The sequence below is a fragment of the Pseudomonas sp. BJa5 genome, from assembly GCF_030272875.2.
In the GTDB taxonomy this organism is placed as follows: Bacteria; Pseudomonadota; Gammaproteobacteria; order Pseudomonadales; family Pseudomonadaceae; genus Aquipseudomonas.
Map to the genome: position 1 here is coordinate 177221 of NZ_JALRNG020000002.1, position 16690 is coordinate 193910.

Here is a 16690-nt window from a genome sequence, read left to right on the forward strand (position 1 = left end):
CCCACAGGGCATGTGGGAGCGGGCTTGCCCCGCGATGCTGTATTCCTCTATCCCAGACAAGCACGCCGGTACTCTCCCGGCGTCACCCCATAAGCCTGCTTGAACTGCCGGTTCAAATGACTCTGGTCGGAAAACCCCAGGGCAAAGGCCACATTGAACGGCAGGCAATCATTGCGCAACAACGCCCGGGCACGGCTCAGGCGCCGCTGCTTGAGCCAGGCGTGGGGCGGCAGGCCGGTGGCCTGGCGAAACACCCGGGCGAAGTGAAACGGCGACAGGTTGACCGCCTCGGCCAGTTCCTGCAGCGAAGGCGGGTAGGCCAGGCGACTGTCCATCAACTCCTTGGCCCGGGCCACGGCGCAGGGTTCATTACCCGGTTCACGTGCGCTACCGACACGGGCATGACGCTGCACCAGCAGCAATACCGCCTCGCGCCAGGCGGTCTGCTGTTCCAGGGCGCTGGCGTCGTGCTCGGCCGAGCAGTGCAGGCCGCTGAAGGCCCTGGCCAGTTGAGGATCGTGCAGCACGCTGGCGTCGAAGCTGGGCAGGCCGTCGCGCTTGAGTTCCAGCTCATCGAGCACACCGGTAATGCGTTCTATCTGCGGGTAGAAACCGCGATAGCGCCAGCCGTGTTCGTGAGCCTTGGCGCCAGTGTGCAACTCGTCCGGGTGGATCAGCACCATGCTGCCCACCGGTGCCAGGTGCTCGCTGCCACGGTGCCAGAAGCGCTGGGCACCGGACTCGATGATAGTGATCACGTAGCCTTCATGCACATGGGGGGCGAAACGCTGCTGGACATACTGTGCATGCAGCATCTCGATATCGCCCAAGGCCTGGGCTTGCCAGAAGCGGGTCTGTTCCCGTGTCGCTGCACTCATGGGCTGCCGTTCAACCACCAGCGGAAAATAAAGAAGCACACCATGCTCACCAGCATGCTGATCAGGGTGCTGCGGGTCAACAGCACCAGCACCACGGCCACCACCGAACCCAGCAGGTAGGGGTTGGCCAGGCTCAGGTCGAGCTGGTGTCCGGGCAGGAAGATGATCGGCCCGCAGATCGCGGTGAGCATGCCCGGTACGGCAAAGCCCAGGAACTGCCGCGCATTGGAGCTCAGGCGCAGGGGCAGGCGTGGTTCGAGGAAGGCGTAGCGGTTGAGGAACACCAGCACGCCCATGCCGATGATCAAGGCAAAAATCATGAGCGTGCTCCGCTGAATTTCTGGCAGATGAAGCCGGCACTCATGCCCAGCAGGCCGGCGGCCACCAGGCCGGTTTCCCACTGCCAGAAACTGAACAGCACCGAACTGAACAACGCCACCGCGACGCAGACCACCGTGGGCAGGTTGCGCACCAGCGGGGTGATCAGCGCGACGAAGGTGGCGACGATGGAAAAGTCCAGGCCCAGCTGGTCCAGGTGCGGGATGTTCTGGCCCAGGATGATCCCGGCCAGGGTGAACAGGTTCCAGGCAATGTAGAACGTCAGGCCCACCCCCAGGGCGTACCAGCGGTTGAACTGCTGCTGGTCGTACTGGCTGGTCAGGGCGAAGAATTCATCGGTGAGCAAGAAGCCCAGGCCCAGCCGCCAGCGGGTCGGCAGACCGGAGATCGCCGGGCGCATCGACAGGCCGTAGAGCAGGTGTTGGGAGGTCAGCAGCAGGGTGGTCAACAGGATCGAGAACAGGTTCGCTCCGCCCTTGATCATGCCGATGGCCACCAGTTGGGCGGCGCCGGCGAAGACGATGGCCGACAGGCCCTGGCCTTCCCACGGGGTAAGGTCGGCCTCGATGGCCATGGAACCGGCCAGCAGGCCCCAGGGCGCGACGGCCAGCGACAGCGGCAGGATGGCAACGGCGCCCTGGATGAACGCCTGGCGGGCAAAGGGTGGACTGGACATGGACATCTGCAACAACGGGAAAAGGTTGTACAGCATGCCAGAGCCGCACGCGGGTGACTTGAACGATCTTGCTGTCGGTCATCACCCGTCGGGGTTGGCGTGCCTCAGTGATGACTGCTGAGCAAGCGTTGTTGCGCGGCGTAGCAGCCATTGAGGTCCACGGCCTTCTGCCAGTACGTCTCGCGCTGCTGCGGGTCGAGATTGCCCTGCAGCCGATAGATCTCGGCCTGGTAATCGCGCTGCCGGCCCCACTGCATCGCCAGGCCCTGGGGCTGTTCGCGGTTGCATTGCAAGCGCAGGGCGGGTTGCGGGTAGTAGGGCGCGAAGCGATTGTTGCGGCTCTGCAGGCTTTCGAGGTCGCGGCGAAACGCGTTGCTCTGGCGGTAGTCGGCGCACCAGCTTTCGATACCCAGGGCCGCAGGGGCAAAGCCCTGGTTCAGGCTGGTCTGCAACAGCGGGCAGGCCGCCGCCGGGATCTGCGCGGCCGGCAGGTAGGTCATGTAGTACAGGGCCAGGCGATAGCGTGCAACCGGATGGTCCAGTTCCACGGCCTTTTCCAGCAGGTTCACCGCCGGCGCCAGGGTGCGTCCCAGGGCCTGGCCTTGTCGAGCCAGGTCCTGGTCGGTGCTGCCGGCCTTGAGGCTGAAGCCGCTGTTCGGGCTGTCGGCCTGTTCCAGCATTTGCACGGCCTGGCGGTACAACAAGTCGGCGTGGGGGGCGATTTGTGCGCTATCGGCCAGGGCGCTGGCCGGTACCAGTACGGCCATCAGGCCACGCAACAGGTGCGTGCGTAGCGAGGTGAAACGCGAGGGCGGGCGACTGGGCATGAAAATACAGGTGCGGCGGTAATATTCAGGGTTCAATCCGACTGTCCATAGTGGGGTTCGAGGGGCCTGGAATTAAGTCGGACATTCTAACCATTGTAGGACCTGGTCGAAACCTGATTAGGGTCAAGGCAACAGAATGTTGAGATTGTAGATCAGGCCGACGGTGGCGATCACCAGTAGCAGTGCACCGCTGGTCAGGCTGATCAGGCGCCGATGGCGTGGGCTCACCAGCCGTGCGGTAAGGAAAATGTATAGACCGAGGATGCTCAGGTCGATGGCGATCCAGACCAGCGAGAGCAGTACCAGGCTGTGATTGATATAGGCAGTGACTTGTATGAACTGAGGAAAAAAGGCCACAAAGAACAGGATGTCCTTGGGGTTCGACAGCCCGACCACGAAACCTTGCCACAGGCCGCTGCGCTGTGTCGGGGCCACGGCGGCAACCGGGATGTCGCTCAGGGCCTCGGGCAGGCTGGCGATCGCCAGGTAACCGATGAACAGGCAGCCAAGCAGGCTCAAGGCGGCCAGCCAGCGCGGGTCGATGACCGCACTGGTGAGAATCACGCTGGCGGCCACGGCGATCAGTACCAGCGAGGCCGCATTGGTGCCCAGGGCGGTCAGCAAGGCCCGGCGGCGACCGGCGCTGGCCGTGGTGTTGATGACCAGGGCCACCACCGGACCGGGGGTGGCGATCAAGAGCAAAACGGTCAGGGCGTAGGTCAACAGCAGGGCGGTGTTCATGGCAGGGCTCGTGGCGAAAGGGCAGGCGGGCATTCTCGGCAGCCCCCTGAAGCTTGTAAAACGCCTGTTGCTGTGGCCTTCTATTAGTTTGACTCATGCTTGAGGCCGGCCATGTCCGAACGAATTCCTGCCCTGCAGGCCCTGCGGGCCTTCGAGGTGGCGGCGCGCTATGGCTCGTTCACCCGTGCCGCCGAGGAACTGGTGCTCACCCAGGGCGCCATCAGCCACCACATCAAGACCCTCGAGGGCCTGTTCGACTGCGCCTTGTTCGAGCGTCGCGGGCCCAAGCTGTCACTGACCGAGCCTGGGCGCCTGCTGGCCCAGGAGTTGAAGGTCGGCTTCAAGATCATTGAAAACGCCTGCGGCCTGCTGAAGAAGGACCGCCAGGACATTCGCCTCAAGGCCCCCTCGACCCTGACCGTGCGCTGGCTGCTCAAGGTGCTGGGCGAGTTTCGCCAGACGCCTTCACCCAGCCGCGTGCAACTGTCCAGCGTGTGGATGGACGTCGATCGCGTGGACTTCTACAGCGAACCCTTCGATGCCGCGATCCTGCTGGCCGATGGACGCTTTGCCGCCGATGTCGACAGCCTCAAGCTGTTTGACGAGTGGCTGGTGCCGGTCTGCAGCCCGGCCCATGGCGTTGCGAGCGCGCAGGGCCTCGATGCGCTCAACCGCCATGAACTGCTGCACCCCTCACCGGACCGGCGCGACTGGCGGCGCTGGCTGACCCGCTTGCAGGCCACCCAGGTGGCACTGGACCGTGGCCAGGTGTTCGACTCCCTCGACCAGGGCATGTCCGCGGCCCAGCAAGGAGCGGGTGTGGCGGTGGTCGACCTGCTGCTGGCCCACGGCGAACTCGATGGCGGCCAGTTGGTGATGCCGTTTCCCCAGGCCGTGGCGACCGGCGAAGGTTATTACCTGGTCTGGCCAAGGACAGCGCCCCAGGCCCACCAGGTACGGGCACTGGGTGAATTCCTGGCCAGTCGGGTGCCTTGCCTGCCGCAGCAGGGCGTTGACTATTTGTATGACTAATAGCACCCAGGCAGATGCGCCGCAGGTCCAGCAGGGCTTTGTCCTGACCCGGCACTGGCGCGATACCCCGAGCGGCACCTGCGTCGAGTTCTGGCTGGCCACCGACCAGGGCCCCCGGCGTCTGCGCCTGCCTGTGCAGACCTCGGTGGCGTTCATTCCCGCTGCCCATGGCGAGCAGGCCCGGGCATTGCTGCGCGGTGAGCGCGGTGTAGCGCTGCGTGCGCTTGAGTTGCGTGACTTCGAGCAACGTCCGGTGCTGGGGCTGTACTGCCGCCAGCACCGGCAACTGATACAACTCGACAAGCGCTTGCGCGCCGCCGGGGTGCAGGTCTATGAGGCCGATGTGCGGCCACCCGAGCGCTACCTGATGGAGCGGTTCATCACCGCGCCGGTCAGTTTCACCGGCACGCCGGACAACGACGGCGTGCTGTGCGAGGCCCAGCTCAAGCCGGCCCCCGACTATCGTCCGACCCTGAAGCTGGTGTCGCTGGACATCGAGACCACCGAACGCGGCGAGCTGTATTCCATTGCCCTGGAGGGGTGCGGGCAGCGCCAGGTGTACATGCTCGGCCCGGCCAACGGCGACCCTGGAGGGATCGATTTCGACCTGGACTACTGCGACAGCCGCGCGCAACTGCTCGAACGCCTGAACGACTGGCTGGCCCTGCACGACCCCGATGCAATCATCGGCTGGAACCTGGTGCAGTTCGACCTGCGCATTCTGCAGGCCCACGCCCAGCAGTTGCAGGTGCCGCTTCGCCTGGGGCGTGGTGGCGAGACGATGGAGTGGCGCGAGCACGGCAGCCGTGCGCATTTCTTTGCCGGTGCCGCCGGCCGCCTGATCATCGACGGCATCGAGGCCCTGCGCTCGGCGACCTGGAGCTTTCCCTCGTTCAGCCTGGAAAATGTCGCCCAGACCCTGCTGGGCGAAGGCAAGTCGATCGACACGCCGTACCAGCGCATGGATGAAATCAACCGCATGTTCGCCGAAGACAAACCGGCGCTGGCCCGCTACAACCTCAAGGACTGCGAACTGGTTACGCGGATTTTCGCCCGTACCGAGATCCTCGATTTCTTGCTGGAGCGGGCCACGGTCACCGGCTTGCCGGCCGATCGCAGCGGTGGCTCGGTGGCGGCGTTCTGTCACCTGTACATGCCCTTGATGCATCGCCAGGGCTTCGTTGCGCCAAACCAGGGCGAGCGCCCGGAAGAGGCCAGCCCGGGTGGCTTCGTCATGGACTCGCGGCCGGGCTTGTACGAGTCGGTGCTGGTGCTCGACTACAAGAGCCTGTACCCCTCGATCATCCGCACCTTCCTGATCGACCCGCTGGGCCTGGTCGAAGGCTTGCGCGAACCGGGTGACGACACCTCGGTGGCGGGCTTTCGCGGGGCGCGCTTCTCGCGCACCCGGCATTGCCTGCCGGCGATCGTCGAGCGGGTCTGGCAGGGCCGCGAGGCGGCCAAGCGCGAGCACAATGCGCCCTTGTCCCAGGCGCTGAAGATCATCATGAATGCCTTCTACGGCGTGCTCGGTTCCAGTGGCTGCCGGTTCTTCGATCCACGCCTGGCGTCGTCCATCACCCTGCGTGGGCACCAGATCATGCGCCAGACCCGCGAACTGATCGAGGCCCAAGGCTATGCGGTGATCTACGGCGACACCGACTCCACCTTCGTCTGGTTGAAGAGCGCCCACGACGAAGCAGATGCCGCCGCCATCGGCCGGCGCCTGGTTGCGCAGGTCAACCAATGGTGGCGCGAGCACCTGGGCGACACCTTCGCGCTGGAGAGCGCCTTGGAGCTGCAGTACGAGACCCACTACAAACGCTTCCTGATGCCGACCATCCGCGGTGCCGAGGAGGGCAGCAAGAAGCGCTATGCCGGGTTGGTCCAGCGCGACGACGGGCGAGAGGAGATGGTCTTCAAGGGGCTCGAAAGCGTGCGCACCGACTGGTCGCCGCTGGCCCGGCAGTTCCAGCAGGACCTGTACGAGCGCATCTTCCGGCGCCAGCCCTACCAGGCCTACCTGCGCGAGTACGTTCGCAAGACCCTGGCCGGCGAGCAGGATGAACTGCTGATCTACCGCAAGCGCCTGCGCAGGCCTCTGGCCGACTACCAGCGCAACGTCCCGCCCCATGTACGGGCGGCGCGCCTGGCCGATGAGTTCAACGATCGCCAGGGCCGTCCACGGCAATACCAGAACGGTGGCTGGATCAGCTACGTGATCACCGTGGCCGGCCCCGAACCATTGGAGACCCGGCATTCGGCGATCGACTACGACCACTACCTGACCCGGCAATTGCAGCCGGTGGCCGATGCGATCCTGCCCTTCGTGCAGGACGACTTCACCGCCCTGATCGACCGGCAGCTCGGGTTGTTCTGAGCCTGTAGGAGCGGGCTTGACCCGCGATCGCGGTTCGTCAGTGACCTGGTCATCGCGGGACAAGCCCGCTCCTACGAACAGCGTTAAGCGATGGCTTCCAGCCGTTACGCCTCGCGGACCAACCACAACGCCAGCATCAGCCACGCGGCCGCCGCCAGGGCTGTCACCGTGCGCACGTGGTTCCAGCGGTTCCAGCCCGGCACATAGCGATGCCAGGCCGCTGCCGCTTCCGGGCTTACCGGGTCGAGGCGGGCCAGGGCCTGGTTCTTCGGCACGTTGAACAGCATCGTCACCACAATATTGCCGGCCAGGTACAAGGCACTGCCGATCGCCATGCACAGGCTGCCCGGCAACGGCCAGCGCTGGTAGGCCCAGGCCAGCAGCGCCACGCTGGTGAGTGCGGTACCCAGGAACAACGCCAGGAACAGCCGGTTGAGCACCACCTTGTTGATCGACTGCATGGCCGCGACCGCACTGTGTTCCGGGATGCGTTCAAGGGCGGTCATGACGAAGTTGGAGAAGGCGAAGAACAGCCCGCCCATCAATCCGCAGCCCAGCGCCGTGGCCAGGATCAGCAGCAACAGCAGGGTATCGATGACACTCATGGTCTATCCTCAGATTCAGATGTCAGCCTGTTCTGGATGCCTCAAAGGCCTTACATGGAAATCGGAAGTTACCTTTGACTTGTCCACGGAATTCGTCCTGTAGTTTAGGCTCGCACCTCGGATCTTTCGTCGCGATCTGTAGTCTTTGATGCATGGAATTTGAAGGAGATGCGCATGCTCGTCCGGTCATTGACCCTCGCCACCTTGCTGGCCATTGCCGGCCCCGTCCTCGCCGACGACGCCCCCCTGACCCAGGACCTGTACAAGTCCCGCCCCTTGATCATCATCGCCCCCAGTACCGCCGACCCGACCTTGCGCGGCCTCAACGAAGCCCTGAAAGATCCGGCCACCAAGAAGGCCTTCGATGAACGCAACCTGGTGCTCTACAGCGTGGCCGGGATGGTCGGCAAGCGTGACGACAAGAACCTCGAGCAGCAGACCACCATGGCCCTGATCCGCGAACTCAAGCTGGGCGCGCGTACCGGCACCCAGGTGATCCTGGTGGGCAAGGATGGCGAGCGGCATGAAATCAAACATGACGGCACGGTGGAACCCGAGTCGATCTTCAAGGCCGTGGATGAGCTGCCGGCCGCCGAAAAAGCGGTGACTCCACCCCCGGTAGTCACCGCCGCGCCGGTAGCGGAGGCCAAGCCGGGCAAGGATGGCAAACCGGCCAAGCCGGCCAAACCCGCCAAGCCGGCTGCGCCCCCCAAGCCGCTGGAAGACTGACCCGGCTCAGCCACCGGTCCTGACCGTGCTCCACACCCGGGTACGCAGCCGCTCCAGCTTCAGGGGCAGCGGTTCGAGGGCAAACAGGGTGTCGAGCACCGCCTGCGGCGGGTACACCATGGGGTTGTCGCGAATCCGCGCCTCGACCAGTCCGGTCGCATCCTTGTTGGCATTGGGGTAGCCCAGGTAGTTGCTCGACGCGGCGATCACCTCGGGCTTGAGCATGTAGTTGATGAAGGCAAGGCCCTGTTGCGGGTTGGGTGCATCCTTGAGCAGTACCATGTTCTCCTGCCACAACGGCGCCCCTTCGCGGGGAATGCTGTAGCGGATCTGCCGGCCATTGCCGGCGTTCTCGGCACTGAGCCTGGCCTCGAATACGCCACCCGACCAGCCCAGCACGACGCAGACGTTGCCATTGGCAAGGTCGGAGATGAAGCGCGAGGAGTCGAAGTAGCGAATGTGCGGGCGCAGCTTGAGCAGCAACGCTTCGGCCTTGCGGTAGTCGTCCGGGTTCTTGCTGTTGTACGGCAGGCCCAGGTAGTGCAGGGCGATGGGGATGATCTCGTTGGGCGCATCGAGCATCGCCACCCCGCATTCGCTCAACCTGGCCAGGTTGGCCTCGTCGAAGATCAGCGCCCAGGAGTCCACCGGTGCCTGCTCGCCCAGCAGCGCCTTGACCTTGTCCTGGTCATAGCCGATGCCGGTGGTGCCCCACAGGTAGGGCGCGGCGTAGCGGTTGCCGGGGTCATTGCCCTGCAGCTTGGCGAGCATCTGCGGGTCCAGGTGGGGGAAGTTGGGCAACTGGCTGCGATCGAGCTCGGCCAGCACCCCGGCCTTGATCAGGTTGGGCAGCAGGTCGCCGCTGGCGAACACCACGTCGTAGCCACTGCGCCCGGCCATCAGCTTGCTCTGCATCACGTCGCTGTTGTCGAACACGTCATACACCGGAGCGATGCCCGATGCCTGCTGGAACTGCCGGGGGGTGTCCGGGGCGATGTAGTCGTACCAGTTGTAGATATGCACGCTGGCGGTGGCACTTTCACCGGCCTCAAGGCCTGTAGTGCCCAGCAATGCAGCCAGGGCCAGGGGTAAGCAGCGGATCGACTTCATGGGCGCACTCCGGTTCTTGTCGTTGTAGGTGCCGCTAGGGGATCAACAGTTCGCGCAGGCCATTGCCGTGGTCGATTTGTGTGCCCGGCAAGTGCAGGCGCCGATCCTGCAGGTAGTCGTAGTCGCGGCGAGCCAGGGCGAGCTGTCCAGGGTCCAGTTCGACCTGCTGGCGGCACGGCTCGCGTCCGGCTTCGAACAGCATCCGTCCGCAGGGATCGACCACGGCGCTGCCGCCGGCGAACACCAGCCCGTCGCTGCCTGCACCGACGCGATTGACCATCAGGGCAAAGGCCTGGTTCTCCTGGGCGCGGGCCATGATCGCGGTGCGGTGTACCGGGCCGTAGGGGTCCATGTTGCCGTTGCTGACGATGATCAGGTCGACGCCCAGTTGCGCCAGCGCCCGACTGGTTTCCGGCAGTTCGATGTCGTAGCAGATCAGCAGGCCGATGCGCAGGCCTTTCCAGGTCGTGGTGGCGAAGCGATCGCCGGCCTGGAACAGGCCGCGCTCCGATGGCCACAGGTGGGTCTTGCGGTAGCGCAGGGCGATGCCGTCCGGGGTGAGCAGCACCGAGGTGTTGTAGAAGTGCTCGCCGTCCCGTTCGGCCAGGCCGACCACCACCGCCACATCCTGTTCGCGCACGGCTTGCCGGACCGCCTCAAGGCTGGGGCCGTGGAGGGGTTCGGCGACATGGGGCAATTGTTCGGCATTGGCAAAACCCATCAGCTGGGTTTCCGGAAACACCAGCAGGTCGGTGTCGGCCTTGCAGGTGGCAATGGCATCCAGGGTGCGCTGGAGGTTGTAGGCGGTATCGCCGTCGCGGCCCTCCAGCTGTACGAGTTCGATCTTCATCGCGGCTCCTTGTGCAGGTGTGGAACCGAGTATGCGCGGCCCGGGGCGGGCCGCACATCACAGCGATGGAGTAACCCTCAATGGGTAATGACGCTGGTCACACCGGGGTCCAGCGGCCCTGGTCCCGGTCCGAGCGTACGCAGGCATCGATGAAGGCCATGCCGCGCAGGCCGTCTTCTGCCGTCGGGCATTGCTGGGCCAGTGGTGCGGCCGGGCGTTGCTCGCGGCGTGCGCGGATCAGTTCGGCGGCGTCGCTGTAGAGGTTGGCGAAGGCTTCGAGCAGACCTTCGGGCTGGCCGGCCTTGATCCGCGTCGCCTGTTTTGCCGCCTCGCCGAGCCAGGCTTCGCCCCGGCGCAGGCACTGATGCGGCTGGTCCTGATGACGCAGCTCCAGGCGTTCCGGTTCTTCCTGATGCCAGTACAGCGAGCCAGTGGAGCCGAACACGCGGATCTGCAAGCCATGGCGATGACCCGCGGCCACGAAGCTGGCCCACAGCATGCCCCGTGCGCCGCCGTTCAGGCGCAGGTTGACGTGGGCGTTGTCGTCCGAACGGCGGCCCGGCACCAGGGTGCTCAGTTCCGCCGAGACTTCGCTGACCTCAAGGCCGGTGACAAAGCGCAGCAGTTGATGCGCATGCACCCCGACGTCGGCCAGTACCGACGAGGTGCCGGCCTGCTCGGGGTCGGTGCGCCAGGCCAGGCTCTTGACCCCTTGCTGCTCCAGCGGATGGGTGCCGAAGGCGCTGGCGTGCTCGACCTGCACCAGGCGCACCTCGCCAATGGCGCCGCGGGCGATCAGCTCGCGGGCCTCGCGGACCATCGGGTAGCCGCTGTAGTTGTGGGTCAGCAGTTGCAGCGCCGGACCCTGGCGGACCCGGTCAAGCAGGATCCGGGCCTCGTCCAGGCTGGTAGCCAGGGGCTTGTCGCAGATCACATCGATGCCCTGTTCGAGGAACGCCAGGCTGGCCGGCACATGCACAGCATTGGGCGCCATGATCGCCACCGCCTGGATGCCATCGGGACGATCGGCCTCGGCCCGGGCCATCTGCTGGAAGTCGGCATAGGCGCGCTCGGGGGCTACGCCATAGGCCTGGGCCGCCGCCAGGTTGCGCTGCGGATCGCGGGCAAACACCCCGGCCACCAGTTCGAAGTGACCGTCCAGGTGGGCGGCGTAGCGGTGGGTGGCGCCGATCGACGACTCCAGCCCGCCGCCGACGAAGCCCAGGCGCAGGCGCTGCGCCGGGTTGGCCAGGGTCTTCATGCCGCACCTCCTTGTCGCGCGCCCAGTTCGCGGGCGAAATGTTCGATCGCCAGCACATAGCCGTGGGTGCCGAAGCCGGCCAGCACCGCCTTGGCCACCAGCGACACGTAGGAGTGGTGGCGGAAGGCTTCGCGGCGATGCACGTTGGAGATGTGCACTTCGATCACCGGTACCTCGGCGGCGATCAGCGCGTCGTGGATGGCCACCGAGGTATGGGTCCAGGCGCCGGGGTTGATGACAATGCCGGCGACCCGGCCGCGGGCCTGGTGAATCCAGTCGATCATCTGGCCTTCGTGGTTGGTCTGCTGGAACTCCAGGGTCAGGTCCAGGTGGCTGGCGGCCGACTGGCACAGGGCCTGGACATCGGCCAGGGTCTCGCGGCCATAGACCTCGGGTTGGCGCAGGCCGAGCATGTTGAGGTTGGGGCCGTTGAGTACGAGCAGGGTGGTCATGGGTGCAGGTTTCCAGTCAGTGAAGTGGCGCGCAGGGCGTCATAGGTAGGTTTGTCCAGGGCCACGGCGTCATGCCGGCCGAGCTGGTCCAGGGGGGTGCGGTAGGTTTCCGGGGCGCTCCAGGCGGCGATGGCCGAGATCGCGGTGACCAGGCAGGTGATGCTGCCGATCAAAAGCGGCACGTTGCCCGAACCCGGTGGCGCCACGGCGGTGAACAGCGCCGGCAGCAGGGCGGTGAACATGTAGCCGACGTTCTGGGCGATGGCCATGGCCGACACCCGGTAGTGGGTCTGGAACTGTTCGGGGAAGAAGCTCGGGAAGATCGCGTTGTAGCCCTGGTAGATCATCCCCCACATCAGCAGCGAGGCGGCGAAGGCCAGGGGCAGGTTGTGCAGGCTGATGGCGTACAGGTAGAGGAACGACATCAACCCGCAGCCCAGGGCAGCGCCGATGATCAAGGGGCGGCGACCGATACGGTCGGAGAGGTTGCCGACAAAGGGAATCACCAGCACCGCGACGATATTGCCGACCACCGGAATCCACAGGTACACGCTCTTGTCGAAGCCCACGCCATAGGCCGGCTGCACCGCGTAGGCAGCGCCGAACACGGTGGTCACCACCGGAATCACGTTCATCAGCGACACCCCCAGCACCACCAGCATGCCGCGCCAGCTGTACTTGAAGGCGTCCTTGATCGGCGAGCGTTGGCGCTGGGTATGGCCGGCCTTGCGGGTGAAGGCTTCGGGTTCCTCGACTTCGCGGCGGATGATGAAGGCGGCGATCAGCACGGCGGCGCTGAGCAGGAAGGGAATCCGCCAGCCCCAGCTGTTGAACGCGTCTTCGGGCATGAAGTAGGCCAGCGGCAGGAAGATTGCCGCGGCCAGCACCTGGCCGGCCTGCACCCCTTGCAGGGTGAAGCTGGCGAAGAAGCCGCGGCGCCCCGGTGGCGCATGTTCGAGGATCATCGAGCTGGCCCCGGCAATTTCCCCGGCCACGGCAAAGCCCTGGATCAGGCGCAGCACCACCAGCAGGGCCGGGGCCCAGTAGCCGATCTGGCTGTAGGTGGGCAGCAGGCCCACGGCGACCGTGGCCAGGCCCATGAGGAACATGCACAGCAGCAGTACGTTCTTGCGCCCGCGGGTGTCGCCCCAGTGGCCGAGGAAGAAGGCCCCGACCGGGCGCGCCAGGTAGCCCACGCCGTAGGTGGCCAGCGAAGCGATGATCGCCACCCGCGGGTCAGTAGACGGAAAGAACACCTGGGGAAAGATCAGCGCGGCGGCCTGGGCGTAGATAAAGAAGTCGTAGTACTCGAGCGCCGAACCGACCCAACCGCTGGCGGTGGCTTTTTTCGTTTGCCGGGTGGCATGCAGCCCATCGGGATGGATGGCCATGGGGTGTCTCCGTTTGTTGTTGTTATGGAGGTGAAGCGGGTGTCACAGCGATTCGGTGAGCACGATCTCGCCACTCTGCGCGGCCTGGCTGATAGCCTCGACGATCTGCAGGTTGCGCAGGCCGTCGCGGACCGTGACCAGCGGCTCGGCACGGCCCTGGATCACGTCGCAGAAATGCGCCAGCTGGCGTTGCAGCGGGTCGGCCTGGTCCAGGGGGGCGACGGCGGTGTTGAAGGGTTTCCACCAGGAGCGGTCCTGGTCCTGCTCGTAGTACTTCAGGCGCATGCTCGGGATCGACAAGGAGCCGCGGGTGCCGGCGATCACGTAGCAGTCCTCGTCGGCATAGCTGGGGTAGTCGAGGTTCTCCCGGGCGGTCTGCTCCCAGCTGCGGGCGCAGGCGGCGGTGTCCGAGAGCAGGAAGGTACCCAGGGCGCCGCTGGCGAAGCGCAGGCTGATGGCCACGCTGTCTTCCACGGCAAAGCCACGGGTGGCGCTGGAGGCCTGGGCCTGTACGGCGACGATTTCGCCGCACAGTGAACGCAGGTTGCCGATCTCGTGGATCATGTTGATCAGCACCGGTCCGCCACCGGCCTGGCGGCGCCAGGGTGCGGCGTCGAAATAATCATTGGGCTTGTAGAACAGGGCGCTGCCCATCACCGCCACCAGATTGCCCAGCAGGCCTTCGGCGATCAGTTCGCGGGCTTTTTCAAGGATCGCACTGTGGGCCCGGTGATGCCCCACCAGCAGCCGTGCGCCGCGTTGCTCGGCGATGGCCAGCAGGCGCTTGCCTTCCTCCAGCGTGTGGGCCACCGGCTTTTCGATCAGCGCCGCAACGCCTTGCTCCACGCAGGCCAGGGCACCTTCGACATGCAACTGGTTGGGGGTGGCGAGGATCACCCCGTCCACTTGCCGGGCGGCGAACAACTGCGCCAGCGAGGTGTACAACGGCACACCGGCTGCGGCGGCGAGCGCTGCGGCAGCAGGGGCCGGGTCGACCAGGGCGCAGAGTTGGCAGGCGTTGCTGGCCTGGATCAGTTCGATGTGCCGGCGGCCGATCAGGCCGGCACCGGCGACGGCGATGCGTAGGGTAGTCATGGCGCTCTCATTGTTCTTGTTGGACAAGGCAGACCGCGACGGCGGTTTTGTGAGAGGCTAATAAAAAACCCAGGGGAGATAATCGGGCCAAATGAAGAATCAGAATGCGCTCGTAGCGAATAATGAGCCCCTGCTGCGCGACCTGCAGCTGTTCTGCGAAGTGGCCCGGCGTTCGAGCTTCATCGCCGCGGCCAGCGAGACCGGGCTGTCGCCGGCCCATGTCAGCAAGCGCATCGCCACCCTGGAAACCCTGCTGGGGGTCAAGTTGTTCAACCGCACCACGCGACGGGTGAACATCACCAGCGATGGCGAGGCGGCGTTCATCTGGGCGCAGAAAATCCTCGAGAACGTCGAGTCGATGTTCGAGTCATTGTCCGGCGCGCAGAGCGAGCCCCGCGGCACCTTGCGCATCAGCACCAGCCTGCGCCTGGGCCGGGAGCACATCGCGCCGATCCTGTCGCTGCTGCGCCGGCGGCATCCGACCCTGGATATCTGGCTGGAGCTGTTGGACCGGCGGGTGGACCTGATCGGCGAGAACTTCGATATCGATATCCGCGTCGGCGAAGTGCAGGAGAAGCACCTGATCGCCCACCGCATTGCCGAGAGCAAGCGGGTGCTGGCCGCCGCCCCCGACTACCTGGCCCGGCGCGGCCCGGTGCGGGTGCCGGCGGAACTCGCGCAGCAGGATTGCCTGCTGTTTCGCAGCCGTGACGATCGCTTCGGGGTCTGGCGCCTGGTCGGGCCCGGGGGCGCCGAAACGGTAAAAGTCACCGGGCCCATGGCCGCCAACCACAGCGATATCGTCCGTCAGTGGGCGCTGGACGGCCACGGCATCATCATGGCCTCGTACTGGGACGTCTACGGCAATCTGGCCGATGGCTCGCTGGTGCGGGTGCTGCCGGCCTATCACCAGCCGGCGGATGTCTGGGCGGTGACGGCAGCGCGTTCGGCAAGTTCGGCCAAGGTGCGCAGTTGCGTAGCGTTCCTGCGCGAGCAACTGGCCCAGGGGCCCTATGCACTGGCGGTGGGCGGCTAGCCCCTGTAGGAGCGGGCTTGTCCCGCGATGCGAAGGGACGGGTAACTCGCAATCGCGGGGCAAGCCCGCTCCTACCACGACAGCAATGGATCTATAGTTAGCCTCTCACTGGCAAACAAGGACCCCGCCATGACCTGGTCAGCGGCGCAGTACAGCACCTTCGAGAACGAACGCACCCGGCCGGTGCGCGACCTGCTGGCGGCGTTGCCGCCGGGGTCGATTACCTGCGCCGTCGACCTGGGCTGTGGCCCGGGCAACTCCACCCAGGCGCTGGCCGAGCGTTATCCGCAGGCTTTGGTACGCGGCCTCGACAGCTCCCAGGACATGCTCGACGCCGCGCGCCAGCGCCTGCCGGACATCGACTTCAGCCTGGCGGACATCGGCGCCTGGTCCGCTCCCCAGGGCGTCGACGTAATCCTGGCCAATGCCTCGCTGCAGTGGGTGCCCGATCACGCGCTGTTGTTCCCGCACCTGGTCCGGCAGTTGAACCAGGGCGGTAGCCTGGCGGTGCAGATGCCCGACAACCTCGACGAGCCGGCCCACCGCCAGGCCCGCGAAATCGCCAGCAAGGGCCCCTGGGCCGACAAGATCGGCGCGGTCCGCCACCCGCCACGGCACACCGCCAGCTACTACTACGATGTGCTCAGCCCCCATTGCCGCCAGGTCGATATCTGGCGCACCACCTATTACCACCCGTTGATGGGCGGGGCGCAGGCGGTGGTGGAATGGTTCAAGGGCTCGGCGCTGCGCCCCTTCCTGGCGGCGCTGGACGCCGATGAGCAGGCAGACTTCCTGCAGCATTACCTGCAGGCCATGGCACAGGCCTACCCGCCGGCCGCCGATGGCAGGGTGCTGCTGCCGTTCCCGCGCCTGTTCATCGTCGCCAGCCGTTGAGGGTCAACCGCTGGCCGGGTGATGCGGGCGCTGGCGCAGCACCCGCAGGTAAACCACGGCGTTGACCAGCACCACCACTGACCCCAGCAGCCACTGGATGCCCGGGGTCAGCCCGGCAGGGTAGATGATCGGCCAGACGTAGTGCTCGATGAAACCGCCCTGGTAGCCGGCAAGGCCTGCGGCATGACGCAGGTGGTTTTCCCAGTCGGTGAGCGGGCAGGGCAGGTGCAGGAACTCCACGGCGATGCCCCAGCACAGCGCCGGCAGATGCCACCACAGGGCGGCGCGCCACTTGAGCGTCAACAGCCCGCCCAGCAGCACGAAGACAATGAACAGCAAGTGAAACAGCACCAGGCCGTCGGCACCCAGGCGATAGAGCATGTCGACCTCGTTC

18 protein-coding genes are annotated in these 16690 nt (G+C 65.7%); 5 read left to right on the forward strand and 13 right to left on the reverse strand.

What is annotated here, in order from left to right; translation table 11 throughout:
• Positions 1–47: 47 nt before the first annotated feature.
• The 5 genes from M2D63_RS02035 to M2D63_RS02055 form a co-directional block, all read right to left on the reverse strand.
• Positions 48–878 carry an AraC family transcriptional regulator gene (locus tag M2D63_RS02035; RefSeq protein WP_285861088.1) on the reverse strand — a complete coding sequence of 277 codons (831 nt, stop codon included), beginning with the start codon at positions 876–878 and terminating at the stop codon, positions 48–50.
• The gene (locus tag M2D63_RS02040; protein WP_285861089.1) at positions 875–1198 is read right to left on the reverse strand and encodes an AzlD domain-containing protein; all 324 of its coding nucleotides are present in this window, start codon (positions 1196–1198) and stop codon (positions 875–877) included. The genes M2D63_RS02035 and M2D63_RS02040 overlap by 4 nt, the downstream gene beginning before the upstream one ends.
• Positions 1195–1893 carry an AzlC family ABC transporter permease gene (locus M2D63_RS02045; protein ID WP_285861134.1) on the reverse strand — a complete coding sequence of 233 codons (699 nt, stop codon included), beginning with the start codon at positions 1891–1893 and terminating at the stop codon, positions 1195–1197. Before M2D63_RS02045 ends, M2D63_RS02040 begins: the two co-directional genes overlap by 4 nt.
• 104 nt (positions 1894–1997) lie before the next feature.
• On the reverse strand, positions 1998–2720 hold the full coding sequence (locus M2D63_RS02050; RefSeq protein ID WP_405308925.1) for a sel1 repeat family protein: 723 nt from the start codon (positions 2718–2720) through the stop codon (positions 1998–2000).
• A gap of 123 nt (positions 2721–2843) precedes the next feature.
• Positions 2844–3461 (reverse strand): LysE family translocator, encoded by a 618-nt coding sequence (locus M2D63_RS02055; protein ID WP_285861090.1) that lies wholly within the window; start codon positions 3459–3461, stop codon positions 2844–2846.
• Between the two features lie 111 nt (positions 3462–3572).
• Here M2D63_RS02055 and M2D63_RS02060 point away from each other — a divergent pair, with 111 nt between their 5' ends.
• Both M2D63_RS02060 and M2D63_RS02065 read left to right on the forward strand, forming a co-directional pair.
• Positions 3573–4493: a LysR substrate-binding domain-containing protein gene (locus tag M2D63_RS02060; RefSeq protein ID WP_285861092.1), complete on the forward strand. Its 921-nt coding sequence runs from the start codon at positions 3573–3575 to the stop codon at positions 4491–4493.
• Entirely contained in the window at positions 4486–6873 is a 2388-nt protein-coding gene (locus M2D63_RS02065; RefSeq protein WP_285861093.1) for a DNA polymerase II, read from the forward strand. Before M2D63_RS02060 ends, M2D63_RS02065 begins: the two co-directional genes overlap by 8 nt.
• A gap of 104 nt (positions 6874–6977) precedes the next feature.
• On the opposite strand, the gene M2D63_RS02070 is transcribed toward M2D63_RS02065, so the two are convergent.
• Positions 6978–7478, reverse strand: a complete 501-nt coding sequence (locus M2D63_RS02070) for a DUF1772 domain-containing protein (RefSeq protein WP_285861094.1) — start codon at positions 7476–7478, stop codon at positions 6978–6980.
• A gap of 174 nt (positions 7479–7652) precedes the next feature.
• On the opposite strand from M2D63_RS02070, the gene M2D63_RS02075 reads away from it, so the two are divergent.
• Complete coding sequence (locus tag M2D63_RS02075; protein ID WP_285861096.1) at positions 7653–8207, forward strand: DUF4174 domain-containing protein; 555 nt, start codon at positions 7653–7655, stop codon at positions 8205–8207.
• 6 nt (positions 8208–8213) lie between these two features.
• Here M2D63_RS02075 and M2D63_RS02080 read toward each other — a convergent pair whose 3' ends face one another.
• The 6 genes from M2D63_RS02080 to M2D63_RS02105 form a co-directional block, all read right to left on the reverse strand.
• The gene (locus M2D63_RS02080) at positions 8214–9317 is read right to left on the reverse strand and encodes a polyamine ABC transporter substrate-binding protein (protein ID WP_285861097.1); all 1104 of its coding nucleotides are present in this window, start codon (positions 9315–9317) and stop codon (positions 8214–8216) included.
• 34 nt (positions 9318–9351) lie between these two features.
• The gene (locus M2D63_RS02085) at positions 9352–10167 is read right to left on the reverse strand and encodes a carbon-nitrogen hydrolase family protein (protein WP_285861099.1); all 816 of its coding nucleotides are present in this window, start codon (positions 10165–10167) and stop codon (positions 9352–9354) included.
• 97 nt (positions 10168–10264) lie between these two features.
• The gene (locus tag M2D63_RS02090; RefSeq protein WP_285861100.1) at positions 10265–11428 is read right to left on the reverse strand and encodes a Gfo/Idh/MocA family protein; all 1164 of its coding nucleotides are present in this window, start codon (positions 11426–11428) and stop codon (positions 10265–10267) included.
• Entirely contained in the window at positions 11425–11880 is a 456-nt protein-coding gene (aroQ, locus tag M2D63_RS02095; protein ID WP_285861102.1) for a type II 3-dehydroquinate dehydratase, read from the reverse strand. Before aroQ ends, M2D63_RS02090 begins: the two co-directional genes overlap by 4 nt.
• Positions 11877–13271 carry an MFS transporter gene (locus M2D63_RS02100; protein ID WP_285861104.1) on the reverse strand — a complete coding sequence of 465 codons (1395 nt, stop codon included), beginning with the start codon at positions 13269–13271 and terminating at the stop codon, positions 11877–11879. The genes aroQ and M2D63_RS02100 overlap by 4 nt, the downstream gene beginning before the upstream one ends.
• Before the next feature lie 42 nt (positions 13272–13313).
• Positions 13314–14366, reverse strand: coding sequence for a Gfo/Idh/MocA family protein (locus M2D63_RS02105; protein WP_285861105.1), 1053 nt, complete (start codon positions 14364–14366; stop codon positions 13314–13316).
• A 91-nt stretch (positions 14367–14457) separates the two neighbouring features.
• Here M2D63_RS02105 and M2D63_RS02110 point away from each other — a divergent pair, with 91 nt between their 5' ends.
• Together M2D63_RS02110 and tam are read left to right on the forward strand one after the other, a co-directional pair.
• Positions 14458–15402, forward strand: coding sequence for a LysR family transcriptional regulator (locus M2D63_RS02110; RefSeq protein ID WP_285861106.1), 945 nt, complete (start codon positions 14458–14460; stop codon positions 15400–15402).
• 129 nt (positions 15403–15531) lie between these two features.
• Entirely contained in the window at positions 15532–16296 is a 765-nt protein-coding gene (gene tam, locus M2D63_RS02115; protein ID WP_285861107.1) for a trans-aconitate 2-methyltransferase, read from the forward strand.
• 3 nt (positions 16297–16299) lie between these two features.
• On the opposite strand, the gene M2D63_RS02120 is transcribed toward tam, so the two are convergent.
• A complete protein-coding gene (locus tag M2D63_RS02120; protein ID WP_285861136.1) occupies positions 16300–16677 on the reverse strand; it encodes a DUF2784 domain-containing protein in 378 nt (125 codons plus the stop codon).
• Positions 16678–16690 lie beyond the last annotated feature (13 nt).